The 23,193-nt window shown below is 71.3% G+C and carries 17 protein-coding genes and 1 pseudogene; 12 read left to right on the forward strand and 6 right to left on the reverse strand.

Going from position 1 to position 23,193, the window contains the following annotated elements:
- The first annotated feature begins 77 nt into the window (after positions 1-77).
- Complete coding sequence (locus ACWFRU_RS09365; RefSeq protein ID WP_453685512.1) at positions 78-1,211, forward strand: cytochrome P450; 1,134 nt, start codon at positions 78-80, stop codon at positions 1,209-1,211.
- Here the strand turns inward: ACWFRU_RS09365 and treY are convergent.
- Positions 1,191-3,662, reverse strand: a complete 2,472-nt coding sequence (gene treY / locus ACWFRU_RS09370; protein WP_453685513.1) for a malto-oligosyltrehalose synthase — start codon at positions 3,660-3,662, stop codon at positions 1,191-1,193. The two genes, ACWFRU_RS09365 and treY, sit on opposite strands and share 21 nt — an antisense overlap.
- A gap of 81 nt (positions 3,663-3,743) precedes the next feature.
- On the opposite strand from treY, the gene ACWFRU_RS09375 reads away from it, so the two are divergent.
- Positions 3,744-5,039, forward strand: a complete 1,296-nt coding sequence (locus tag ACWFRU_RS09375; RefSeq protein ID WP_453685514.1) for an MFS transporter — start codon at positions 3,744-3,746, stop codon at positions 5,037-5,039.
- On the opposite strand, the gene glgX is transcribed toward ACWFRU_RS09375, so the two are convergent.
- Entirely contained in the window at positions 5,014-7,122 is a 2,109-nt protein-coding gene (gene glgX, locus ACWFRU_RS09380; RefSeq protein ID WP_453685515.1) for a glycogen debranching protein GlgX, read from the reverse strand. The two genes, ACWFRU_RS09375 and glgX, sit on opposite strands and share 26 nt — an antisense overlap.
- A gap of 157 nt (positions 7,123-7,279) precedes the next feature.
- On the opposite strand from glgX, the gene ACWFRU_RS09385 reads away from it, so the two are divergent.
- The 4 genes from ACWFRU_RS09385 (at position 7,280) to ACWFRU_RS09400 (ending at position 11,624) form a co-directional block, all read left to right on the forward strand.
- On the forward strand, positions 7,280-8,065 hold the full coding sequence (locus ACWFRU_RS09385; protein ID WP_453685516.1) for a Tat pathway signal sequence domain protein: 786 nt from the start codon (positions 7,280-7,282) through the stop codon (positions 8,063-8,065).
- Between the two features lie 68 nt (positions 8,066-8,133).
- Complete coding sequence (locus tag ACWFRU_RS09390; protein ID WP_453685517.1) at positions 8,134-9,450, forward strand: copper amine oxidase; 1,317 nt, start codon at positions 8,134-8,136, stop codon at positions 9,448-9,450.
- A gap of 73 nt (positions 9,451-9,523) precedes the next feature.
- Complete coding sequence (locus ACWFRU_RS09395) at positions 9,524-10,795, forward strand: SAV2148 family HEPN domain-containing protein (protein WP_453685866.1); 1,272 nt, start codon at positions 9,524-9,526, stop codon at positions 10,793-10,795.
- A gap of 103 nt (positions 10,796-10,898) precedes the next feature.
- Positions 10,899-11,624, forward strand: a complete 726-nt coding sequence (locus tag ACWFRU_RS09400) for an exonuclease domain-containing protein (RefSeq protein WP_453685867.1) — start codon at positions 10,899-10,901, stop codon at positions 11,622-11,624.
- 40 nt (positions 11,625-11,664) lie between these two features.
- Here ACWFRU_RS09400 and ACWFRU_RS09405 read toward each other — a convergent pair whose 3' ends face one another.
- On the reverse strand, positions 11,665-12,519 hold the full coding sequence (locus ACWFRU_RS09405) for a phosphotransferase (protein ID WP_453685518.1): 855 nt from the start codon (positions 12,517-12,519) through the stop codon (positions 11,665-11,667).
- A 180-nt stretch (positions 12,520-12,699) separates the two neighbouring features.
- Here ACWFRU_RS09405 and ACWFRU_RS09410 point away from each other — a divergent pair, with 180 nt between their 5' ends.
- From ACWFRU_RS09410 to ACWFRU_RS09420, 3 genes are read left to right on the forward strand one after another with little or no spacing between them, the layout of a single operon-like run.
- A complete protein-coding gene (locus ACWFRU_RS09410) occupies positions 12,700-13,623 on the forward strand; it encodes a carbohydrate ABC transporter permease (RefSeq protein WP_453685519.1) in 924 nt (307 codons plus the stop codon).
- Positions 13,620-14,456: a carbohydrate ABC transporter permease gene (locus tag ACWFRU_RS09415; protein ID WP_453685520.1), complete on the forward strand. Its 837-nt coding sequence runs from the start codon at positions 13,620-13,622 to the stop codon at positions 14,454-14,456. The genes ACWFRU_RS09410 and ACWFRU_RS09415 overlap by 4 nt, the downstream gene beginning before the upstream one ends.
- Positions 14,456-15,748: an ABC transporter substrate-binding protein gene (locus ACWFRU_RS09420; protein WP_453685521.1), complete on the forward strand. Its 1,293-nt coding sequence runs from the start codon at positions 14,456-14,458 to the stop codon at positions 15,746-15,748. Before ACWFRU_RS09415 ends, ACWFRU_RS09420 begins: the two co-directional genes overlap by 1 nt.
- 20 nt (positions 15,749-15,768) lie before the next feature.
- On the opposite strand, the gene ACWFRU_RS09425 is transcribed toward ACWFRU_RS09420, so the two are convergent.
- Positions 15,769-16,509 (reverse strand): response regulator, encoded by a 741-nt coding sequence (locus ACWFRU_RS09425; RefSeq protein ID WP_453685522.1) that lies wholly within the window; start codon positions 16,507-16,509, stop codon positions 15,769-15,771.
- Complete coding sequence (locus tag ACWFRU_RS09430) at positions 16,493-17,710, reverse strand: sensor histidine kinase (RefSeq protein WP_453685523.1); 1,218 nt, start codon at positions 17,708-17,710, stop codon at positions 16,493-16,495. Before ACWFRU_RS09430 ends, ACWFRU_RS09425 begins: the two co-directional genes overlap by 17 nt.
- Before the next feature lie 216 nt (positions 17,711-17,926).
- On the opposite strand from ACWFRU_RS09430, the gene ACWFRU_RS09435 reads away from it, so the two are divergent.
- Entirely contained in the window at positions 17,927-20,206 is a 2,280-nt protein-coding gene (locus tag ACWFRU_RS09435) for an MMPL family transporter (protein WP_453685524.1), read from the forward strand.
- 35 nt (positions 20,207-20,241) lie between these two features.
- On the opposite strand, the gene ACWFRU_RS09440 is transcribed toward ACWFRU_RS09435, so the two are convergent.
- Positions 20,242-21,336 carry a hypothetical protein gene (locus ACWFRU_RS09440; RefSeq protein ID WP_453685525.1) on the reverse strand — a complete coding sequence of 365 codons (1,095 nt, stop codon included), beginning with the start codon at positions 21,334-21,336 and terminating at the stop codon, positions 20,242-20,244.
- A 138-nt stretch (positions 21,337-21,474) separates the two neighbouring features.
- Here ACWFRU_RS09440 and ACWFRU_RS09445 point away from each other — a divergent pair, with 138 nt between their 5' ends.
- Positions 21,475-21,879, forward strand: coding sequence for a MarR family winged helix-turn-helix transcriptional regulator (locus ACWFRU_RS09445; protein ID WP_453685868.1), 405 nt, complete (start codon positions 21,475-21,477; stop codon positions 21,877-21,879).
- Between the two features lie 31 nt (positions 21,880-21,910).
- Positions 21,911-23,163: pseudogene (gene mgt / locus ACWFRU_RS09450) on the forward strand (macrolide-inactivating glycosyltransferase).
- The last annotated feature ends 30 nt before the right edge of the window (positions 23,164-23,193 follow it).

The raw sequence follows: 23,193 nt of genomic DNA on the forward strand, positions 1-23,193 counted from the left end.
GTCCCGCGGTGATCCTCTGAAACCCACCGACCACGCCCGTTCCGGCGGGGGTGCCCAAGAGGAACGGGGAGTCTGCCGTGTTGTCGAGCTCGGCCCCCCACGGGCACTTCCTGCCACCGGCCCCGCCCGCAGGTCCGGGACGGCCCGGTGACGCCCCGGCCGCTCCGCTGCCCAGCCTGCTGTCCGCCGACGTGGCGCGTGACCCCTACCCGCACTACCGCCTCCTCCGTGAGCGTCATCCCCTCGTCCGCGACGAGCTTCTGGGGGCCTGGCTGCTCAGCCGGTACGCGGACGTGCGGGCCGCGCTCGTCGACGTACGGCTCGGAGCGGCGGGGGCCGAGCCCGGCCCGGTCGACCGGGGGCTTGTCGAGCCCGCGCTGCGGGCCGCCGCCGAACGCACCGCCTTCGTCCTCGCGCGGCGGGTGGCCGGGCGGCGCGAGGTCGACCTCGTCGCCGAGTTCAGCGCCTGGCTGCCCGCGGCCGCCGCCGTGGCCGCGCTCGGGCTGCCCTGGGAGGACGCGGCGCGGGTGCGGGAGTGGTGCCGTACGGCGTCCGCGCACGCCGACGGCCCGTATCCGGAGTTGGGCGGGCTGTTGCGCCCCCACATGGCGAGGCGGCGCTCCCACCCCGGCCGCGATCTGCTCTCCGTGCTGTGCGGCGCCCGGGCGGACGGGCGGGCGCTCTCCGACGAGACGGTCACCGCTCTCGCCGGGACGCTGCTCACCGGGGGCGGCGAGGCCACCGGTCTCGCGCTGGCCTCCTTCCTCGCCAACCTGCTCGACCATCCCGCCCAGTTGGCCCTCGTGCGTGCCCGCCCAGGGCTGATACCCGGCGCCTGGGCGGAGTCCCTGCGCCGTGACCCGCCGGCCCACGTCGTGCTGCGCCGCGCGCTCGCGCCGATATCCCTGGGCGGCATCACGCTGCCCACGGGCGCCGTGGTGGCCTGCCTCGTCGGCTCCGCGGGGCGCGACCCGTTCCGTTTCGCGGACCCCGACCGCTACGACATCTTCCGTCCGGACCCGGCCCACCTGGCGTTCGGCGCGGGAGAGCGCTTCTGCCCGGCCGCCGCCCTGGCCGCTCTCACCGCCGAATGCGGCCTGCGGGCCCTCCTTGACGCCATGCCGGGCCTGCGCTGGGCACCCGGCTGCAGGCCCGCGCCCCAGGGCGTGATGGCGCGGGCCCCACGCCGGCTACTCGTCCGCCCTCGCTGAATCCACAAGCGCGCCCTCGTCCGAGCCCTGCCCCTGCCCTGCCGGGACCCGCTCCAGCAGCACCACCGGCAGCTCCCCGAAGAGCTCCTCCACGCGCGCGTGCCCGGTGAACTCCCGCCCCGGGGTGAGCAGATCAGCCCACCGCCCCTGCGGAAGCCCCAGTTCCGTCGAGCGCCAGCCGCCCGCCTCCGCCAGCCGCAGGGAGAGCCGGCTCACCGCCGCGGTCACCTCTCCGGAGCGCGTGAACGCCACGCAGTGCGTGGCGCCGGGACCCCGCGCCACCAGCGGCTCGTACGTCGCCGCGCCGCCGAACAGCTCCGGGCGGCGCCTGCGCAGCCGCAGCGCGGCCGCCGTCAGCGCCAGCTTCTCCTCGGAGAGGTCCCAGCGGTCACGGTGCTGCTCCAGGTGTTCCAGGACATGGGGCTGGAACCGCACGGGCCGCCGGTTGTCGGGGTCCACCAGGGCCCGGTACTCGCCCTCCGTGCCCTGGTAGAGGTCGGGCACCCCGGGCATCGTGAGCTGGAGCAGTGTGGTCCCGAGGACGTTCGCCCGCACATGGGGCCGCAGCCTCTTCGCGAACTCCGCCACGGTGTAGAGCGGCGGTCCGCAGGGCCCCGCCTCCACGAACGCCGTCACGGCCTTCTCGTACGCCTCGTTCGGCTCGGTCCAGCTCGTGTGCAGGCCCGCCTCGCGCACGTGCTTGAGCAGCGCCTTCTGGAGGCGCTCGTCGTAGGGGAAGCCGAAGCCGACGGCCGTCTGCCAGGCGGCCCAGGCCAGTTGGGGGTCCGGCGCGCTCGCGCCGCCCATCCGTGCGGTCTGCTCGGTCACGTCGACCAGGAGGTCGGCCCACTGCTCGGGGCACTGCGTGAGGACGGAGATGCCCGCCCGCACGTCGGCGCTGCGCTTCGTGTCGTGCGTGGTGAGCACCGTGCCCGAGTACGGCCAGTCGCGCTGCACGCGCGCGCAGTACGCGTGGAAGGCCTCCGGGGACACCGCGGGTCGCTCGGGGGAGCCGCCCACCTCGGCGGCCGAGAGGAGCGGCGCGTGCCGGTAGAACGCCGTGTCCTCGACGGCCTTGGCCCGCAGCGCAGACGAGACCTGCGCGAACCGCGCGCGGAAGCCGTCGACCGCGGGCCCCGAACCGAGTCGCCCGAGGACCAGGTCCCGTACGACGTCGACCGCCTCGGCCTCCTCGCGCACCGCGAAGGCGGCCTTGGCCTCCTCTGCAGCCCCCACCGTGAGCACCGAAGCCGGTTCGGCGCCCCCGGAGACGTAGGGCCGGTAGACAGGAAGCCGCACGAGCAGTTCCAGGAGCGCGGTGCGCAGGGCCCACGGCGCGTGGTCGCGCAGGGCGGGGTCCGCGGCGCAGAGGGCGGCCGCCTCGCGCGTGAGGCGGTCGGTCTCGGCGGCCAGCTCATGGGTGAGCACCTTGTACGCCGCGCGCCGCACCGTCGCGTCCCAGTCGCCGCCCCGGTCCACCGCGGGGGCCGTGAACCGCCGGTACTGGCCGAGCAGCTCACCCGCCCCCGCCGGGTCCGTGAAGAGACCGTCGAGGTGGCGCAGCGCGTCGTACCCGGTGGTGCCCGCGACGGGCCACGCGGCGGGCAGCTGCTCCCCGTCGGCGAGGATCTTCTCCACGACCGTCCAGCGCCCGTGCGTGGCCTCCTGGAGCCGCTGGAGGTAGGCCCCCGGGTCCGCGAGCCCGTCGGGGTGGTCGATCCGCAGTCCCTCCACGACCCCTTCCCGCAGCAGGCCGAGGATCTTGGCGTGGGTCGCCTCGAACACCTCGGGGTCCTCGACGCGCACCCCGATGAGGTCCGAGATGGTAAAGAAGCGCCGGTAGTTGAGCTCGGTACGGGCAAGGCGCCACCACGCGAGCCGGTACCACTGGGCGTCCAGGAGCCGGGGCAGCGGCAGCTCGGCGGTGCCTTCCCGCAAGGGGAACGCGTGTTCGTGGTAACGCAGTACGTCGCCGTCCACCCGCAGGCTCGCCAGCTCGTCCCCGACCCCGCGCCCGAGCACCGGAAGCAGCACGCGCCCGTCGCCCGCGTCCCAGTCGATGTCGAACCACCGCGCGTACGGCGAATCGGGGCCCTCCCGCAGCACCTCCCAGAGGGCGTGGTTGTGGCGCGGCACCGCCGCCATGTGGTTCGGCACGATGTCCACGACCAGGCCGAGCCCGTGCGCCCGCGCGGTGCGCGAGAGGGACCGCAGCCCTTCCTCACCGCCCAGCTCGCCCCGCACGCGCGCGTGGTCCACGACGTCATAGCCGTGCGTGGACCCCGGGACGGCCTCCAGGACCGGCGACAGATGCAGGTGCGACACCCCCAGCGAAGCCAGGTACGGGACGGCCGCCTCGGCGGCGTCGAACGGGAACTCCGGCTGAAGCTGCAGCCGGTAGGTGGCGGTGGGCGGCGGCGGGACCGCGGGCTCTGGGCGCTCAGGCGTCATGCGAACGTACGTACCCGCCTGGCGGGCTTTCGTGCCATCGACTCATGCTTCTGGGCGTCATGGTGTGACTAGCTTCGGACGATGGCTGCAAAAGCACAGGTCGCGCAGGACGCGCGGGGCGGGCGGACGGAGGACCGGGACGCACCCGGACTCCTGGACACCTACCGGGAAGTGATCGGGCACACCGGAGCCCTCCTGCCGGTGATCTCGTTCCTCGGCAGGCTCCCTGTCGCCATGATCCAGTTCGGCAGTGTCCTGCTGGTCACCGAGACCAGCGGATCGCTCGCCACGGGCGGCGTCGTCGCCTGCGCGCTCGCGCTCGGCCAGGTGACCATGGGCCCGTTCGTCGGCCGCCTCGCCGACCGCCGTGGTCAGCGCCCCGTCGTCCTCGGGTTCTCGCTGCTCAACGCCGTGACCATCGCGGTCTACACGCTCGGCGCCCTGCTCGCACTGCCCACGCCCGCGCTCGTCGCCCTGGCCGTGCTCGCCGGCGCGAGCATCCCGGGGATCGGCCCGCTGGCCCGCGCACGCGCCGTCCCCCTGGTCCGCGAGGCGGGCGGTGACGACCGCCTGGTCAACACCGTGCTCTCCCTGGAGAGCACCATGGACGAGCTGTCCTTCGTGCTCGGCCCCGCCTTCGTGGGCCTGGCCGCGGTGGCGGGCCACCCGGCGTACGCCTTCGGCGCGGCCGCGCTCCTGGTCGCCGTCTGCGGCTCCGGCTTCGCGCTGCACCCCACGGGCCGGACCACCCTCGTGACGGGGCAGGCGCCACGCGCGCGTGGCGACCGGCCACGCCTCCCGCGCCAAGTCGTCGTCGTACGCGTCGGGCTCGTCTTCCTGGGTGTCCTGCTCGGCGCCTGCGGAGCGGGCATCACGGCCCTCACCGAGGAGTTGGGGCAGCCGGGGCAGGCGGGCCTCGTCTACGCCGCCATGGGCGTCATGAGCGCCGTCGTGGGGCTCTCCATGGCCGCGCTGCCCGAGCGGTTCGGCCTGTACGCGCGCTGGCGTGTGGCGACGGCCGCCGCCGCGCTGCTCTCGCTGCCACTGGTGTGGACGGACAGCATGACGGCCCTGTATCTCGTGGTGACCGTCTTCGGCGCCGTCTACGCCCCGAACCTGATCACCGGCTTCGCCCTCACCGAGCGCTCCTGCCCGCCGGAGCGCCTCGCCGAGGGCATGACGTTCGCCGCCAGTGCCTTCGTCGGGGGCCAGGCGGTCACGCTCGCGGTGGCGGGCCTCCTGGCCGAGTCGCACGGCCCCGGAGCGGCGTTCGCGCTCGGCAGCGCGGCCGCCGCCGTCGCGTTCCTCGTCGCGCTGGTGGCCCGCCCCCCGGCGGAGGGCAGGCCTCAGGTCACGCCGGGCGCCGCAGGACGGTGAGGCTCCGGTCGGTGAGCGTCAGGCGCTCACCGGCCCCCGCCTTCGGGCCCGAGTCCGGCGGCACGCCCTCCGCCCGCGAGGTGTCCACGACCACCTGCCACTGCTGGCCGTGATTGACCGGGATCACGAAGTCCAGCGGCTCCGGAGAGGCGTTGAACATCATCAGGAACGAGTCGTCGGAGATCCGCTCGCCGCGGGGGCCCGGCTCGGAGATCGCGTTGCCGTTCAGGAACACCGTCAGCGCCCGCGCGTGCGACGCGTCCCAGTCCTCCTGCGTCATCTCCTCGCCCTCGGGCGTGAACCAGGCGATGTCGGAGAGCTCGTCGTGCGTGCCCTCCACCGGACGGCCGTGGAAGAAGCGCCTCCTGCGGAAGACGGGATGGTCGCGCCGCAGCCACGCCATCGCGCGCGTGAACTCCAGCTGGGCGCTCTCGCCCTCCGGCCAGCGCACCCACGCGATCTCGTTGTCCTGGCAGTAGGCGTTGTTGTTGCCTCCCTGCGTGCGGGCGAACTCGTCGCCGTGGCTGAGCATCGGGACGCCCTGCGAGAGCATCAGCGTCGCGATGAAGTTGCGCATCTGCCGCGCGCGCAGCTCCAGGACGTCCGGGTCCTCGGTCTCGCCCTCGGCGCCGCAGTTCCAGGAGCGGTTGTGGCTCTCGCCGTCCTGGTTGCCCTCGCCGTTGTCCTCGTTGTGCTTCTCGTTGTACGAGACGAGGTCGTGCAGGGTGAAACCGTCGTGGCAGGTGGTGAAGTTGATCGACGCCAGAGGGCGCCGCCCGTCGTCCTGGTAGAGGTCGGACGAGCCGGTGAGCCGGGAGGCGAACTCCGCGAGGGTGCGCGGTTCGCCCCGCCACAGGTCGCGCACGGTGTCGCGGTACATGCCGTTCCACTCGGTCCACAGGGGCGGGAAGTTGCCCACCTGATAGCCGCCCTCGCCGACGTCCCAGGGTTCGGCGATCAGCTTCACCTGGCTCACGATCGGGTCCTGCTGCACGAGGTCGAAGAACGACGACAGCCGGTCCACCTCGTGGAACTGGCGGGCGAGCGTCGCCGCGAGGTCGAAGCGGAAGCCGTCCACATGCATGTCGGTGACCCAGTGCCGCAGCGAATCCATGATCATTTGGAGGACGTGCGGCGACCGCATCAGGAGCGAGTTGCCGGTCCCCGTGGTGTCCATGTAGTAGCGGGGATCGTCCGTCAGACGGTAGTACGAGGCGTTGTCCAGACCCTTGAAGGAGAGCGTCGGACCCAGGTGGTTGCCCTCGGCCGTGTGGTTGTAGACGACGTCGAGGATCACCTCGATGTTCGCCTCGTGCAGCGCCTTCACGGCCTGCTTGAACTCCAGGACCTGCTCGCCCCGGTCGCCCCATGAGGCGTACGCGTTGTGGGGCGCGAAGAAGCCGATCGTGTTGTAGCCCCAGTAGTTGTTCAGGCCCATGTCCACCAGGCGGTGGTCGTTCACGAACTGGTGCACCGGCATCAGCTCCAGGGCCGTCACCCCCAGCTGCACGAGGTGATCGATGACCGCCGGATGCGCGAGCGCCGCGTACGACCCGCGCAGCTCGTCCGGCAGGTCGGGGTGGAGCATGGTCAGGCCCTTGACGTGTGCTTCGTAGAGCACCGTCTCGTTGTACGGGGTGCGGGGTGGCCGGTCGTCACCCCAGTCGAAGTACGGATTGACCACCACGGAGGTCATCATGTGCGGCGCCGAGTCCATGTCGTTGCGCTTGTCCGGGGCGCCGAAGCGGTAGCCGTACACCTCCTCGCCCCAGTCGACCTTGCCGCTGACCGCGCGGGCGTACGGATCGAGCAGCAGCTTCGCCGAGTTGCAGCGGTGCCCCTGCGCGGGGTCGTACGGGCCGTGCACACGGAAGCCGTACCGCTGGCCCGGCATCACGCCGGGCAGGTACGCGTGCAGCACGAACGCGTCGGACTCACGCAGCTCGACGGCTGTCTCCGAGCCGTCGTCGTGCAACAAACAGAGCTCTATGCGGTCGGCGGCCTCGGAGAAGACCGCGAAGTTCGTGCCGGCGCCGTCGTACGTGGCACCGAGTGGATACGCCTGCCCTGGCCACACCTGCATGCATACGACTCTTCCACTACCGCCCCCTCGGCTCGGGGTCACTTTGGTCAGAGTCTCCCCGAAAGTGGGGCAACCACGCGGGAGTTGAACCCGTCTAACCGACCGACCACTACTCGGTATGCCCCTTCTAGGGGCTCGTGGGGGAAAAGGGGAGTAAGTGAGAGAGCTAGTCAGACGCCACCTGGGGAAGGTGGTGGGGGGCACGGCGGTCGCCGTGGCCGCCACCGCGGTGCTGGTGGGCGTCACACTGCCGGGGGCGGGCGAGCCGGGGGGCGGCCGGGCCAACGCGGCGGACGCGCAGCAGAACGCGATCGCGAAGGACGGCGTCGTCGAGGCCGCGCCCGAGGAGGGCGAGAAGGGCATAGGCAGCGACCCGCTGACCGACGCGGAGATGGAGCGGGCAGAGAAGGCGTCGGTGTCGGGCGCCCTGCGCTCCAGCGCCAGGGACGTCGAGGGCGACCGCGGCCCGCAGCTCCTGTCGACGAACCTCAGCGAGCCGGACCCCGACGCGGTGGGCGCCGCGGCCCCGCGCCGCGCGGAGGTCGTCTACTACGACTACAAGAAGGACGTGGTCATCACCAAGACGGTCAACGTGGAGACCGGCAAGGTGGAGAACACGAGCACCAGGAGCAACGCCCAGCCGCCGCCCAGCCAGGAAGAGCTCGCCGAGGGCGCCCAGCTGCTGATCGCCGACCCGCTCGGCAAGGGCCTGAAGCAGGACTTCAAGCACGCCACGGGCAAGGCGCTGACCGGCCCCGGACAGCTTCAGCTGAGCGGCATGGTCTTCCGCAAGGAGACCGTCGAGCGCGTGCCGTCGGGCCTCGCCGAGTGCGGCAAGCACCGGTGCCTCCAGGTCGTCACCAAGGTCAAGAACGGCCCGTGGATCGACACCCGGGCCCTCGTCGTCGACCTGAGCACCCGCACCGTGGGCCGCCTCGGCTGATTCTGGCCGGTCCCGCACGCACGACCCCACATTTCTGCTTCTCCTCGTACGAGGGAGTTCTCACCACCATGCACGTCAACAGACTTTCGCGCGCCCGCAAGAGGGCCGGCACGGCCCTCGCGGTCTCCGCGCTGATCGGCGGCGTCGTCACCGTCGCCTCGCCCGCATCGGCAGCCCCGCAGGCGCCCAGCGCCCCCGCGGCGGCCGCCGACTGCAGTGACGCCTACAAGATCGAGCAGACCGTCGACGGCGGCACGACCTGGCGCATGTGCTGGCACTACAACACGCTGTCCGGCCTGATCCTCGACAAGATCAGCTACCAGCCCAAGGACGAGGCGAAGCCGATACCCGTCCTGACCAGCGCCCGCCTCGCGCAGGTCCACGTCCCCTACGACGACGGCGAGGCCGAGTACGACGACGTCACCGGCACCGACTTCGGCCAGGCCCTGCAGAACCTGAACCCCGGCGAGTGCCCCGGCGGCACCATCAAGACCGTGAAGGTCCCGCAGCGCGGCGACGTGAAGGGCCTGTGCACCACCACGCGCGCGCGTGGGCACGCGTACCGCCTCAACGACGACGAGAGCACCGGCGGCACCGGCAAGGTCTACACCGGCCAGGGCAAGGACCTGCTCGTCTACACCGTGAACAAGGCCTCCTGGTACGAGTACATCACCGAGTGGCGGTTCTCCTCGGACGGCACCATCACCTCCCAGGTCGGCGCGACCGGCAGCCTCTCGCCCTACGACTACGACGGCGGCGACAGCCGCGGCTGGCCCATCGGCAAGGGCGACCAGGCCAAGGCCGAGAGCCACGCCCACAACGTCTTCTGGCGCCTCAACTTCGGCCTGGACGGCTCCCCGAAGGCCAAGGTCGAGCAGTACGACTCCAAGGTCACCCCGCCCACCGGCCAGGGCAGCCCCACCACGAAGACCACCCGCACCAAGGTCACCAAGGAACTCGCCGGTGACCGCAAGGACATGCGCTGGTGGCGCGTGGTCAGCGGGGCGGGCAAGAACAAGGACGGCCACCCCCGTTCGTACGAGATCGTGCCCGGGGCCAGCACCAAGCACGCCGGACGCCCCTACACCAAGCACGACGTGTACTTCACCGAGTACAAGAAGTGCGAGCAGTACGCGAGCAACAACCCGGGATGCGCCAATGGTGCGCCGGACAGCGTCGACAAGTGGGTGAACGGTCAGTCCCTCACCCACCCGATCACCTGGGTGCACGTCGGCTTCCACCACATCGCCCGTGACGAGGACCAGCAGCCGATGCCGGTCCACTGGCAGGGCTTCTCGCTGGCCGCGCGCGACGTGACCGCTATGAGCCCGCTCACTCCGCAGGACCTCGCCGACCAGAACGGCCAGCCGCCGCTGGGTGGTTGAGAATCCACCCTCCCCATCCGGCTGCACCGGCCGCCGCTCCCGGAGTACCCTTCCTTGATCGTTGAACGGGGGAGTGCTCGGGGGAGCGGAAGGGGTGTGTCGGGTGAGCTCGGGAGGGCGGGAACTGCCCCCTGGTGACGAGGGTCACGAGGGGAGTTCCGCGGACGGCCCGCCCGGAGCGGTGTCCCTGGCGCGGCCGATGGAGATGGGATCTCAGATCGGACCCGAACTGGACTGGGGCGCCGACGCCTGGCGCGAGGTGCGCACACGCGCCCAGCGCGCCGGGCGGGCCTACATCTGGCTGAATCTCGTGGAGCAGCGGCTGCGCGCGGTCGTGGCCGCTGTCCTGCGCCCCATCTACGAACCGGTCCACGCCGACGACTGGGTGGTCGCCGCCGCCGGGCCCGCTGGGCAGGAGTGGGTGCAGCGGGCCGTCGCCGTACGCGAAGTGAGCCGCCGCAAGGGGTACTTGCTGGACCCTGCCGACGACAACGTCCTCAGCTTCCTCACGCTGCCCCAGCTGCGGGAGCTGATGGTGCAGCACTGGCCGTGCTTCGAGCCGTACTTCGACGACCGCAGGGACGTCGAACTGGCCCTGGACGAGCTGGAGGTCACCCGGAACGTCGTCTCCCGCAACCGCGCCCTGTCCACCGCCGTGCTCGCCCAGGCCGAGCGCGCCTCGGCCAAGCTCCTGGACATCCTCGGCGCGGGCACCGACACGCCCTCCGCGCGCCGGCTGCCCGTCGACGCCGTCGAGTCCCTGGTCGGCGACCGGTACGCCGACGTGGTGGGCGTCCACTCGGACCGGGTGCGGCTGCTTCGGCAGTTCCCGGCCGAGGACATCTTCGGCGGGGCGCGGCGCCTGGACGCGATCGGGATAGGCCTGAACCTCCTGGTCCAGAACTTCTCCGGACGCCGCCTGGTGCGCCTGGCCGAGTCCGGCTGCCGGGTCCGCCTGCTCTTCCTCAACCCGGCCAGCAGCGCCGTCAAGCGCAGGGAGCGTGAACTGGGCCTGAAGCGGGGCGAGCTGAGCCGCAGCGTCGAGATGAACATCCTGCACATGCGCCGGGTACGGGCCCGGCTGCGGGACCCGGGTGCCTTCGAGATCCAGGTCTTCGACGAGACGCCGCGCTTCACCGCGTATCTGGTCGACGGGGACGGCGCGGACGGCATCGCGGTCGTCCAGTCGTATCTGCGCCGGACGCGTGGGATGGAGGCGCCGGTGCTCGTGCTGCGCGGCGGCCGCCGGGTGGTGAAGGCGGACGAGCCGGACGAGAGCGGACTCTTCGAGACGTACCGGGAGGAGTTCGAGCTGGCCTGGGCGGACTCGCGGCCGGTCTCCTGAGCGAGCGGTCTCCCGACCAAGCGGAACGCGCCCCTCGGATTGTCAGTGGCGCGTGGGATCGTGGTGGTCAATGGGGGAAAGCACCACAGAGAAGGGGGCGGCCATGGGCTGGCACCGGGAGCTGCTGATCGGTTTCGACCTGGAGACGACCGGGACGGACCCGCGCGAGGCGCGCATCGTCACGGCGGCGGTCGTCGAGGTCAGGGCCGGCGAGACGCTGGGCCGCAAGGAGTGGCTCGCCGACCCGGGGGTCGAGATCCCCGCGGAGGCCGTGGCGGTGCACGGCATCTCGAACGAACGGGTGGCCACGCACGGCAGACCCGCCGCCGAGGTCGCCGACGCGATAGCGGCGGTGCTCGTGTCGTACTGGCAGGCGGGCGTCCCGGTCGTCGCCTACAACGCCACCTTCGACCTGACCCTGCTCTCCGCCGAGTTGCACAGGTACGGCCTGCCGTCCTTGCGGGAGCGCCTGGGCGGCGCGGAGCCGGCGCCGGTCATCGACCCGTACACCATCGACCGCTCGGTCGAGCGCTACCGCAAGGGCAAGCGGAACCTGGAAGCGGTCTGCACCGAGTACGGCGTGCTCCTCGAGTCGGCGCACGACGCGATGTCGGACGCCCTGGCCGCGGCCCGTCTGGCCACCGCCATAGCCGAGCGGCACCCCAAGCTGGCCGCGTTCGGCCCGGCGGAGCTGCATCGCCGTCAGATCGACTGGTACGCGCAGTGGGCCGCGGACTTCCAGAAGTTCCTGCGGAAGAAGGGCGAGACGGACGCGGTGGTGGACGGTGTGTGGCCGCTCAAGGAGGAGTTCAGCGCGTCAGGCGTCTGACTCCCGCCAGAGGCTGCCCTCTCTCCGGAGACCGCTGCCCTCAGAAGGGGTACCACCGCACATTCGGGTCCCCGTCCCGCAGTGACGCGACCCGGCGGCGGAACTCGGCCAGGGCCTTCGGGTTGCTGGGGGCGTGCTGCGCGACCCACGCACAGCTTGCCGTCTCCCGGGCGCCCCGGAGCACCGCGCACCCCTCCCACTCCCGCACGTCCCAGCCGTACTCCGCGACGAACCCTTCGTACGCGTCGGCGGGGAGCCCGTAGCGGTCCCGGGAGAGCGCCAGGACGACCAGGTCGTGCTCGCGCAGATCGGAGGAGAACGTCTCAAGATCCACGAGAACCGGACCGTCCGCGCCCACGAGGACGTTGCGGGGCAGCGCGTCGCCGTGGATGGGGCCGGGAGCGAGCCGCGGGGTGAGCGCCGATGCCGCGGCCTCGAACCCGTCCCTGCGCTCTCGCAGGTAGTCCGCGTCCTCGGCGTCGATCGTGTCGCCCGCGAGCCGCAGCCACCGCTCGACCCCGCCGAGCAACTCACGCCGGGGCAGCTCGAAGTCCGGCGCGGGAAGCGCGTGCACGAGCCGGAGGAGGGCGGCCAGGTCGCGCGGCTCGGCGGGGCGCACGGCCTCCGGCAGCCGGTGCCACACCGTCACCGGATGCCCGTCCACCAGCCGGGGTTCGCCCTCGGCTGCCCGCACCGCGGGCACGCCCGACTCCTCCAGCCAGTGCGCGATCCGCAACTCCCGGCGCGCGCGGTCGAGAAGCTCGGGCGCCGCTCGCCCGACCTTGACCACCGTCCCGCCACCGCCGAACACCGCGTTCTCGCCGAGCGCGAGCAGCGTCGCGTCCCGGTCGAGACCCGCGGCGCCCAGTACGTCCCGTGCCCGCGCCTCGTCCATCCATTGCCTCCCGCACCGCTTGCCGCGTTCGCCACGCGGCCCGGCACAGTCTCCCATTCGCACAGGCCAAGCGGCTGCGAGGCCTGCGTAGCTGCTTGACGTATCAAGATCCCATCAGCACGATGACGGGGGCCGCCTGGGCGGCCAAACCCCGATGAGCCGCCCAAAGGAGCCGATTCCGTGACATTGGCGACCGCGACAAAGCGGTCAGCGAACGGCGCGTCCGCCCGCAGAGGCCCGGACCACGGCGCCTGGTTCCTGGTGCTGCCCGCGCTGATCCCGATCCTCGTCCTGAGCGTGGGACCGCTCCTCTACGGCATCGCGCTCGCGTTCACCGACTCCCAGTCGGGCCGCACCGAGCCCACCGAGTGGATCGGCCTCCTGAACTTCCAGGACCTGCTGCACGACACCCTGTTCTGGGACTCGTTCCGCATCGGCCTGCTCTGGGCGTTCGGCGTCACCGTTCCGCAGTTCTTCCTCGCCCTCGGCCTCGCCCTCCTGCTCAACCAGCCGCTGCGGATGCGCTGGCTGGCGCGGGCGCTCGCGATCATCCCGTGGGCGATGCCCGAGGTGGTCGTCGGCATCATGTGGCGGCTCGTCTACCACCCCGACGCGGGCGTGCTGAACGAGACGCTCTCCAACTTCGGCCTGGGGGAGGGCAAGGACTGGCTGACCGGGACGGCCACCGCGCTCCTCGCCGTCATCGTCGTCGGCATCTGGGCCGGCATGCCGCAGACCACCGTCGCGCTGCTCGCCGGACTGCAGAACACCCCGCGCGAACTGCACGAGGCCGCCGCGATGGACGGCGCCGGAGCCTGGCGCCGCTTCCGCACCGTCACCTGGCCCGCGATCAAACCGATCGCCCTCGCCATCACGGCGCTCAACTTCATCTGGAACTTCAACTCCTTCGCCCTGGTCTACGTCCTCACCCAGGGCGGCCCCGGCGGCCGCACCCGCCTGCCCATGCTCTTCGCCTACGAAGAAGCCTTCCGCTACGGCCAGTTCGGCTACGCCGCGGCCATGGGCTGCGTGATGGTCGCGGTGATCTCCGTGATCCTCGCCTTCTACCTCGTCGGCCGCCTGAAGGGAGCCGACGAGTCATGATGCGCACGAAGAAGTCCACGCGCACCGCGCAGTACGTGGCGCTCGCCGCCTATCTCGTCTTCCTCGCCTTCCCGTTCCTCTGGCTGATCTCCACGGCCTTCAAGCCCGCACGGGAACTGGGCAGCCTGAACCCCACCTGGATTCCGAAGAACCCGACGCTGGAGAACTTCCGGCAGGCCTTCGACGAGCAGCCGCTGCTCCAGGCCGCCGGGAACTCCCTGATCGCGGCGCTCAGCGCCTCCCTGATCGCGGTCGTCATCGCGACCCCCATGGCGTACGTCATGGCGCGGCACCGCAATCGCGTCTCGAAGGCCGCGACGGGCTGGGTGGTGATCAGCCAGGCGTTCCCCTTCGTCCTGATCATCATCCCGCTGTTCCTGATCCTGAAGAACCTGCACCTGATCAACTCACTGGTCGGGCTGGTCATGGTGTACGTCGTGTGGTCGCTGCCCTTCGCGCTGTGGATGCTCGTCGGGTACGTCCGTGCCGTGCCCACCGAGCTGGAGGAGGCGGCCGCGGTCGACGGCGCGAGCAAGGTGCGTACGTTCGTCTCGGTCGTCGCGCCCCTGCTCGCCCCCGGCATCGTCGCCACGGCGATGTTCGCCTTCATCACCGCATGGAACGAGTTCTTCTTCGCTCTCGTCCTGCTCAAGACCCCGGAGAAGCAGACCTTGCCGGTCATCCTCAACCGCTTCATCGGCTCCGAGGGCGTCGCGGACCTCGGGCCGCTCGCCGCGGCGGCGTTCCTCGCGACCATCCCCTCGCTCGTCATCTTCGCGATCATCCAGAAGCGGATCACGGGCGGCATGATGGCCGGGGCGGTGAAGGCCTGATGCGCGCGGCACCACGGCTCATGACCGCCGCCACCGCGGTTCTCGCGCTGCTGCTCTCCGGCTGCAGCGGCGACTCGGGTGACGACGACGGGAAGATCACCCTCCAGTTCCAGTCCCTGGCCTGGCAGGCGGAGTCCGTCGACGTCAACAAGGCGCTCGTCAAGGAGTGGAACGCCACCCACCCCGACGTCAAGGTCGAATACGTCCAGGGCAGTTGGGACAGCGTCCACGACCAGCTCCTCACCTCCTTCGAGGGCGGCGAGGCGCCGGACATCATCCACGACGCGTCGGACGACCTCGCCGACTTCGCGTACGGCGGCTATCTCGCGGACCTCGACGAGCTGCTCCCCGAACGGCTCAAGTCCGACATCCCCGAGCGGAGTTGGCGGACGACGAGGTTCGGGGACGGTGTGTATGGCGTGCCGTTCCTCCAGGAACCCCGCGTCCTGATCGCCAACGCGAAGTGGCTGAAGGAGTCCGGCGTACGGATTCCGACCCCCGAGAAGCCCTGGTCCTGGGCGGAGTTCCGGGCGGTCACCAAGGACCTGAGCGACGGCAAGGGCAAGTACGGCGTGGCCTGGCCGCTCAAGGAACCGGTCTCCGCGACGCTCAACCTCTCGCTCTCCACCGGCGGCACGGTCTTCCACCGAGGCGAAGACGGCAAGGTCGACATCCGCTTCGGCAAGGCCGACGAGACCATGCCGCGCACAGTGCACGACCAGGTCAACGTCGACAAGAGCGCGTCGGGCACCACCCTCGGCATGGGCGGCTCCGACACGCTGCCGGGGTTCTTCGGCGGCAAGTACGCGATGGTGCCGCTCGGCTTCTCCTACCGCCAGCAGATCGTCCAGCAGGCGCCCAAGGGCTTCGACTGGCAGGTACTGCCCGCACCGGCCGGGGCGGAGGGCCTCGCCCAGGGCGTCAGCCCGCAGACGCTCTCGGTGTCCGAGGACACCGAGCACAAGAAGGAGGCGGTCGAGTTCATCGACTTCCTCCTCCAGCCGAAGAACATGGTGCGCCTCGCGCAGGGCGACTGGATGCTCCCCACCGGTACGGAGGCGTTGAAGGATCCGGCCCTGCGCACCGAGAAGAACGACTGGGCGACGGGCACGGCCCTGGCCAAGGACCTCCGCTCGGCCCCGGCCCAGTCGGTGCGGGGCTACCCGGAGTGGAAGGACAAGGTGGCGACACCGGCGCTCCAGGAGTACTACAGCGGGGCGATCGGCCTGGAGGAGCTGCGCAAACGCCTGGTGACGGACGGGAACCTGGTGCTCAAGAGGTACCAGCGCTAGGCCGTCACCAGGGCCACGGGTCAGCGGGAGGGCCCATTCCCCTGCCCCGCCCGCACGAGCCCCGACTCGTACGCGGCGATGACCGCCTGCGCGCGGTCACGGACGCCCAGCTTGGCGAAGATGCCGGTGGCGTGGTTCTTCACGGTCTGGACGCCGATCTCCATGCGCTGTGCGATCTCGGTGTTGTCGAGTCCCGCGGCGATCAGGCGCAGTACGTCGACCTCACGCGGGGTGAGCCCGGCGAGGTCCGCCGACGGCGGATGTGAGGCCGGGGCCGGGGTCACGAAGGTGGCGAGCAGCCGGGTCAGGAGCCGCGGGGCGACGACGGCCTCGCCGCGGTGGACGGTGCGCAGCGCGGCCACCAGTTCCTCGGGGGAGACGTCCTTGGGCAGGAACCCCGAGGCCCCCGCCCGCAGGGCACCGACCACGTGCTCGTCCATGTCGAAGGTGCTGAGCGCGAGGACCCGGCAGCCGGGGAGCTCGGCGCTCAGGCGCTCGGTGGCCCGCACGCCGTCGAGCACGGGCATGCGGATGTCCATCAGGACCACGTCGGGGCGCAGTTCGTGCGCCGCCGCGACGGCCTGCTCGCCGTCACCCACCTCGCCGACGACCCGGATGGAGGGGTCCGAGAGCAGGATCAGCGACAGGCCCCTGCGCACCAGCGGCTGATCGTCCGCGATGAGCACGGTGATGCCGTCGGCCCCGGGCTCGGTCCCGGCTCCGGGTTCGGCTCCGGCTCCGGATTCAGCTGCGGATGTCATGGGATCTGTCCTTCTCGTACGTGTCGGTGGACAGCGGCACACTCGCGATCACCGCGAACCCGCCCTCCTCGCGATTACCGGCCCGCAAGGAGCCGTCGTGCAGGGCGACGCGCTCGCGCATGCCCAGCAGACCGTACCCACCGCCCTCGCCCTTCCCGCCGGGCGCCCTGCCGTCACCGGCGCCGTCGTCGGCCACTTCGACGGTGACGCGGCCCGGGAGATAGGCGAGCCGCACCGTGGCGCTGGCGGGCCCCGCGTGTTTGCGGGCGTTGGTCAGCGCCTCCTGGACGATCCGGTAGAGGGTGAGGCCGACCGGCATCGGCAGCGCCACGGGCCGCCCGGTGACGTGGAGTTCGGCCGGCAGGCCCGCGGCGGTCGAATCGGCGACGAGCCGCTCGATGCCGTCCACCCCCGGCTGGGGCTCCGACGGCGTCTCCTCCGGGGTGTCGGTGCTGCGCAGCACCCCGAGGAGTTGCCGCATCTCGTGCAGCGCGGTGCGGCCGGACTCCTCCAGGGTCACCAGCGCCTCGCGGGCCGTGTCGGGGTCGCGGTCCAGGGTCGAGCGGGCGCCGCCGGACATCAGGTACATGGTGGTGATGTGGTGGGCCACGATGTCGTGCAGCTCCCGCGCGATGCGGCGCCGTTCCTCGGTCACCGCGCGGTCGGCCAGGAGCTTGCGGTTGATGTCCAGCTGGTGTTTCCACTGCCGCACGGCCAGGCTCACGGCGACGATGAGGCAGGGCGTGACCACCACGTCGGTGAGGCCCACCCCCAGGAAGGGCACGTCGTTGTACAGGTACCGCGCGAGCTGCACGGGAGCGGTGGCCACGATGCTCAGGACGACCGTCCGCCGCCCGCAGAACCGGGCCACGGTGAAGAGCGCCACCGCGACGGCGCCGCCGTAGCTGTTCGACATCGGAGCGCCCGGGTCGACGGCGAGACCCAGGTTCACGGCAAGCTGCACGACGAGGACCGCGCCGAGCACCGGCACGGGGTGATGGCGCCTGAAGAGCAACGGCACGAAGGAGACGACGACCAGCAGCACTCCGAGCACGGTGACGGGCGCGCCCGGCCCCTCCTCACCCGGGGCGAGGTAGGCCAGTACGTCGAGTCCCACCGCGACGGCGGCGATCGCCATGTCACCCGGGGTCGGCCGTGGCCCGCCCGTGGGCGCGGCCGGAGGGAAGAAGTCGCGGCCCATCCGGGCGCCTCCTGGTGGAGCGGTGCGGGGGGCTCTGATGTGCCCGTCTTTCCAGTCCATTACATCCCGGCGCGAGCTGCGGGGAATCGGCGTGGGGGCGGTTCTCGCACCCAGTACCGGAGTACTGGGTGCGACGAGACACCGGACCGAGGTCAGGGGTGCGTCCCCTTCCGGCGGCCGACGACCTCAAGGGGCCCCGCGTGATGACCTGTTGGCATGATCCGCAAGCTGACCTCCTTCTCCACCCGGCACCGATGGCTGACGATTGTCGTCTGGACCATCCTCGGAGCGGCCCTGTCGTTCGTGGGGAACACGATGATGTACGACGTCACCGACTCCCAGGCCGGGGATTTCCTGCCCAAGAAGTACGACTCGGCCGTGGCGCTGCGCATCGCGGAGGACGAGTTCGGCCACAAGCCCGACCCCAACGCCCTGACCGTGCTGGTCGGCAGGGACGACGGCAAGAAGCTCACGCCGTCCGACCAGCGGCACATCGCCGCCACCGCGGCCGGCCTGGGCCGGGAGCGGATCACCGCGCCGAAGCCCGAGCCGCTCATGAAGGACCACTCCCAGACCCCGCGAGTGTCGCCGGGAGCCGTGGCCCCGGACAAGTCGTTCCGGCTCCTGACGGTGTCCCTCTCCGGAAACCCGAGCGACCCGGGCCTGCAGGACGTCTACAAGGAATTCCGGGACGGCGCGAAGGACGAGTTCGCCGCCGACGGCCTGCGGGTGGGATTCACCGGCGGAATAGCCTCCACGGTCGACGACACGGACGCGGAGGAGCCCACGGGGAAAGTCGTCGCCAACCTGACGATGGGCCTCATCGTCCTGCTGAACGTGCTGGTCTTCCGCAGCATCGCGGCCGCGTTCGTGCCGCTGATCGCGGTGGCGCTGATCGGCGGTGTCGCGTCGGGAGCGGTGGTCGGCGCGGCGAAGCTCTTCGGCATCGACCTCGACCCGTCCACTCCCTCGCTGATCGGTGTCGTACTCCTGGGAATCGGCATCGACTACTTCCTCTTCCTGATGTTTCGGTTCAGGGAACACCTGCGGAACCATCCCGAGCAGGACGCCCGTACGGCCGCGGCCGAGACGACCGGGCGCGTGGGCAGCGCGATCACGTCCGCGGCCCTGACGATCGTGGCGGCGTTCGCGACGCTGGGCCTGGCGAGCTTCGGGCAGTTCCGGGTCCTCGGCCCCGCCATCGCGATCTCCGTGCTGGTGATGCTCCTCGCCAGCCTCACGCTCATGCCCGCCCTTCTCGCCCTGCTCGGCCGCGGCATGTTCTGGCCCGCCCGCGCCTGGAAGAAGGAGCGCACCGGCGGCATCAGCGCACGCCTGGGCCACGCGGTGAGCGCGCGGCCGGTGCGCTGCGCACTGGGCAGCCTGGTGCTGCTCGGCGCCCTCGGCGCCGGAGCGGTCGGCATGAAGATGAGCTACGACCAGCAGGGCCTGCACAAGACCGCGGCGGTCAGGACAGCGGAGCAGATCTCCCGGAGCCTGCCCGCGGGTGTCTCCGATCCGCACAGCGTCTACGTACAGAGCACCGGCAGCGGTGACATCAAGGAAGCCGCGCTCAACGGCATGACCCGCGCCCTCGCCAAGGCGGAGGGCGTCGGCGAGGTGGGCAAGCCGGTGCTCAGCAAGGACCGCACGGCGGCGCGGGTCGACCTGTTCCTGAGCGTCAAGTCGAGTACGCAGCAGGCGCGCGACCTGGTCTCCGGGCCCATCAGGGACACGGCCGCGCGGACCGCCCCGCAGGGCACCAAGGCGTACGTCACGGGCACGGCCGCCGTCTTCGCCGACATCTCCACGGCCGTGGAGAAGGACCTGCGGCTGGTGTTCCCGGTCGCCGCCCTGCTGATCGCGGTGATCCTCTTCCTGCTGCTGCGTTCCCTGCTCGCACCGGTCGTGCTGATGATCGCCGTGGGGCTCGGGTTCGTGGCCACCCTCGGTGCGAGCACGCTGCTCTTCCAGCACGGACTCGACCGGCCCGGGGTCTCCTTCACGCTGCCCCTGGTGCTCTTCCTGTTCGTCGTCGCCCTCGGCACCGACTACAACATCCTGATCACCGACCGGATCAGGGAGGAGATGCAGAAGCCGGTCCCGGCGCGGCACGCGGTGGCCGAGGCGGTCCGGCACACGGCGCCCGCCGTCGCCACGGCCGGCATCGTGCTCGCCGGTTCCTTCGCCAGTCTCGCCGCGAGCCCGGCGACGCAGGAGATCGGCTTCGCCACCGGCCTGGGGATTCTCCTGTCCTCGCTCGTTCTCTCCCTCGTCCTGGTGCCCGCGCTCGCCGCGTTGTTGGGCCGCGGGCTGTGGTGGCCGCGCAGGGCCGCCCGGACCGCGGGCCACCAGCACGCACCGGAGGGGCCGACGCCCGCTCCCGAGCAGTACCGGCCGTACGCGTCAGCTCCCGAGTACTCGGCTTCGGGATACGCGGCTTCGGGATACGCGGCTCCGGAGCACTCAGCCTCGGAGTACTCCGACCGCCGGTAGGAGCGCCGCCGTCACGGAGTCGGTGGCCGTCGCCGTCACACGGCCACCGACTCCTCCATCTCCTCCTCCTGCTCCCGCTGTCCGTGCCCGGCCTCGCGGCCGGGCACGGGCGCGTCCACCGCCGGACGCGCACGCCGCTCCCAGAGCGCCGCGATGCCGGTGATCACCAGGCCGAGCAGCAGCCACGCGGCCAGCGTCCACACGTGCCCGCCGAGTGCGTGCCCGCCGAAGTAGAGGTGGCTGCGGATGCCCTCGACGAATCCGGCACCGTTCCAGAAGGCGTGCAGCGAGCCGAAGAAGCCGTTCTGCAGTTCCGGCCTGAACAGGCCGCCGGACGACGTGAAGTTGAGCATCACGAAGAGGACCATCATCGCCAGCGTCGTCCAGCGCCTCAGGAACGTGTGCAGCCCGACGCCGATGAAGAGGATGCCTGCGGCGTACAGCCACGCCATGGCCCACACGCCCCACAGGCCCTGGTGCGCCAGATGGAAGACGGGACCGGCGAGCGCGGCGCCGATCAGGCTCACGGCGAAGGAGACGCCGACGACGAGCCCGGCACGGGCCCGCATCCGCATCCCGGCGCCCGCGGCCCCCAGCGCGGCCACCGACGCGTACGAGCCGATGCTCACCGCGACGAGCAGGAAGAACAGTCCCTGCCCGGTGGGGTCGTCGTCCACCGTCGGCGCCACATCGGAGACCTTCAGCGGTACGCCCCGCTCCGCCGCGACCGGCGTGAAGATCTTCTCGACCGCCATGGCGCTCATGTCGGAGCCCGCGGTGGCGACGATCACCTCGGGCGACTTGGCGTCGGGGACGTAGGCCCCCGATATCTCCATCGACTTGAGCTCGTCGACCGCCTGCGCGCGCGAGGCCACGGTCCGTACGTCGAGGGCGTCGCCCGCCTTGTCCTTGACGGTCTGCGCGAGGGCCTGCGTCTGCTCGCCCGATCCGACGACGGCGATGGGCAGGTCGTGCGGCTCCGGGGTGACGAACGCGCCCATGTAGGCGAGACCCATGCCGAGGCACATCAGCAGCGGCGTGACCAGATGCAGCAGGACGTGGCGGAGTGGTCCGGAGGCGGTTGCCGGGCCGGCTGATGCCTTGTGGGCGGGCGCCGAGGTGGCGGTCATCGGGAGACCTCTCGCAATAGTTGGCTTATACACTCAATCTCGGTGTTGTACTGTACAACCATTCGGGGAGAGGGAGAAATCGTGGCTGACAGGGACGGATCCGGCAGGGACGGGTCCATCGAGATCATTCAGCGGGAGATGACGGCGTTCGCCCGGCGGGCCCGCGCCACCGCCGCGCGCATGCACCCCGAGCTGTCGCTCGTCTCGTACACGCTCCTCGGTCACCTGGAGTACCAGGGCGGCTGCCGGGCCACGGATCTCGCGGCGCACTACACGTTGGACAAGTCGACGATCAGCAGGCAGGTGGGCGCACTGGAGAAGGCCGGTCTCGTGGAGCGGCGGCTCGATCCGACCGATCACCGGGTGCACGTGCTGCACCTCACCGACCGGGGCGTCGAGGTGCTCGCGCAGGTCACCGACGCGCGCCGGGTCGCGTTCCGCGAACGCCTGACCGGGTGGAGCGAGCCGGACCTGGAGAAGTTCGCCGAGTGCTTGCTCCGTTACAACGACGCCGCGTCGCGGGGTGACTCGGACGTCGAGTAGGGCGCGGGAAGCCGTGGGGAAAAGACGGCCCATGAGGTTGCACGAGACGTCTCGTCTCGCTTAGGTCGGCGCATGACCTCACGCCAGCGTGCCCATATCGCCATGTTCTCGATCGCCGCGCACGGGCACGTCAACCCGAGCCTCGAAGTGATCCGCGAGCTCGTCGCCCGCGGCCACCGCGTCACGTACGCCATCCCGCACCTCTTCGCCGAGAAGGTCGCCGAGACCGGCGCCGAGCCCGTCCTCTTCGAGACGACGCTGCCGGGCCCCGACGACGACCCCGAGGCCTGGGGGACCGAGCTGATCGACAACATCGAGCCGTTCCTCACCGAGGGGATCGAGACGCTGCCGCAGCTCGCGGCGGCGTACGAAGGTGACGAACCCGACCTCGTCCTGCACGACATCACCTCCTATCCCGCACGCGTGCTCGCCCGTCGCTGGGGCGTCCCCGAGATCTCCCTCTCGCCGAACCTGGTCGCCTGGGAGGGGTACGAGGAGGAGGTCGCCGAGCCGATGTACGCGGAGCTGAAGGAGACCGAGCGCGGCAAGGCCTACTACGCGCGCTTCCACGCCTGGCTGGAGGAGAACGGGATCACCCAGCACTGCGACCCCTTCGTCGGCCGCCCGCCGCGCTCGCTCGTCCTCATCCCCAAGGCGTTGCAGCCGAACGCCGACCGCGTCGACGAGACGATTCACACATTCGTCGGTGCCTGCCAGGGCGACCGCTCGGCGCAGGGTGACTGGCAGCGGCCCGACGGTGCGGAAAAGGTGCTGCTCGTCTCGCTCGGCTCGTCCTTCACCAAGCAGCCCGGCTTCTACCGCGCGTGCATTGACGCCTTCGGGGATCTGCCCGGATGGCATGTGGTGCTCCAGGTCGGCAAGCACGTCGAGGCGGGCGAGCTGGGGGAGATCCCCGCGAACGTGGAGGTCCACCCGTGGGTGCCGCAGCTCGCGGTGCTCAAGCAGGCCGACGCCTTCATCACGCACGCCGGCGCGGGCGGCAGCCAGGAGGGGCTCGCCACCGGCACGCCCATGGTCGCAGTGCCGCAGGCCGTCGACCAGTTCGGCAACGCGGACATGCTCCAGGCCCTCGGGGTGGCCCGGCACGTATCGATGGAGGAGGCCGACGCGCGGACGCTGCGGGAGGCCGTGCTCGGCCTGGTCGATGACCCGGAGGTGGCGCGCCGCCTCGCCGCGGTGCGGGCCTCGATGGCGGGGGAGGGCGGCACGAAGATGGCGGCGGACCTGATCGAGGAGGAGCTCGCGAAGGCGGCCGGGGTGTGACTCTCCGTGAGGCAATTCCGTTGCTCCACG

It is taken from the genome of Streptomyces sp. NPDC055099, from assembly GCF_053607685.1.

Excerpts from the sequence above, each read along its gene's own strand:
- treY (WP_453685513.1), bottom strand. The coding sequence starts at position 3,662 with ATGACGCCTGAGCGCCCAGAGCCCGCGGTCCCGCCGCCGCCCACCGCC.
- ACWFRU_RS09375 (WP_453685514.1), top strand. The coding sequence starts at position 3,744 with ATGGCTGCAAAAGCACAGGTCGCGCAGGACGCGCGGGGCGGGCGGACG.
- glgX (WP_453685515.1), bottom strand. The coding sequence starts at position 7,122 with ATGCAGGTGTGGCCAGGGCAGGCGTATCCACTCGGTGCCACGTACGAC.
- ACWFRU_RS09390 (WP_453685517.1), top strand. The coding sequence starts at position 8,134 with ATGCACGTCAACAGACTTTCGCGCGCCCGCAAGAGGGCCGGCACGGCC.
- ACWFRU_RS09400 (WP_453685867.1), top strand. The coding sequence starts at position 10,899 with ATGGGCTGGCACCGGGAGCTGCTGATCGGTTTCGACCTGGAGACGACC.
- ACWFRU_RS09405 (WP_453685518.1), bottom strand. The coding sequence starts at position 12,519 with ATGGACGAGGCGCGGGCACGGGACGTACTGGGCGCCGCGGGTCTCGAC.
- ACWFRU_RS09415 (WP_453685520.1), top strand. The coding sequence starts at position 13,620 with ATGATGCGCACGAAGAAGTCCACGCGCACCGCGCAGTACGTGGCGCTC.
- ACWFRU_RS09420 (WP_453685521.1), top strand. The coding sequence starts at position 14,456 with ATGCGCGCGGCACCACGGCTCATGACCGCCGCCACCGCGGTTCTCGCG.
- ACWFRU_RS09425 (WP_453685522.1), bottom strand. The coding sequence starts at position 16,509 with ATGACATCCGCAGCTGAATCCGGAGCCGGAGCCGAACCCGGAGCCGGG.
- ACWFRU_RS09430 (WP_453685523.1), bottom strand. The coding sequence starts at position 17,710 with ATGGGCCGCGACTTCTTCCCTCCGGCCGCGCCCACGGGCGGGCCACGG.
- ACWFRU_RS09435 (WP_453685524.1), top strand. The coding sequence starts at position 17,927 with ATGATCCGCAAGCTGACCTCCTTCTCCACCCGGCACCGATGGCTGACG.
- ACWFRU_RS09440 (WP_453685525.1), bottom strand. The coding sequence starts at position 21,336 with ATGACCGCCACCTCGGCGCCCGCCCACAAGGCATCAGCCGGCCCGGCA.
- ACWFRU_RS09445 (WP_453685868.1), top strand. The coding sequence starts at position 21,475 with ATGACGGCGTTCGCCCGGCGGGCCCGCGCCACCGCCGCGCGCATGCAC.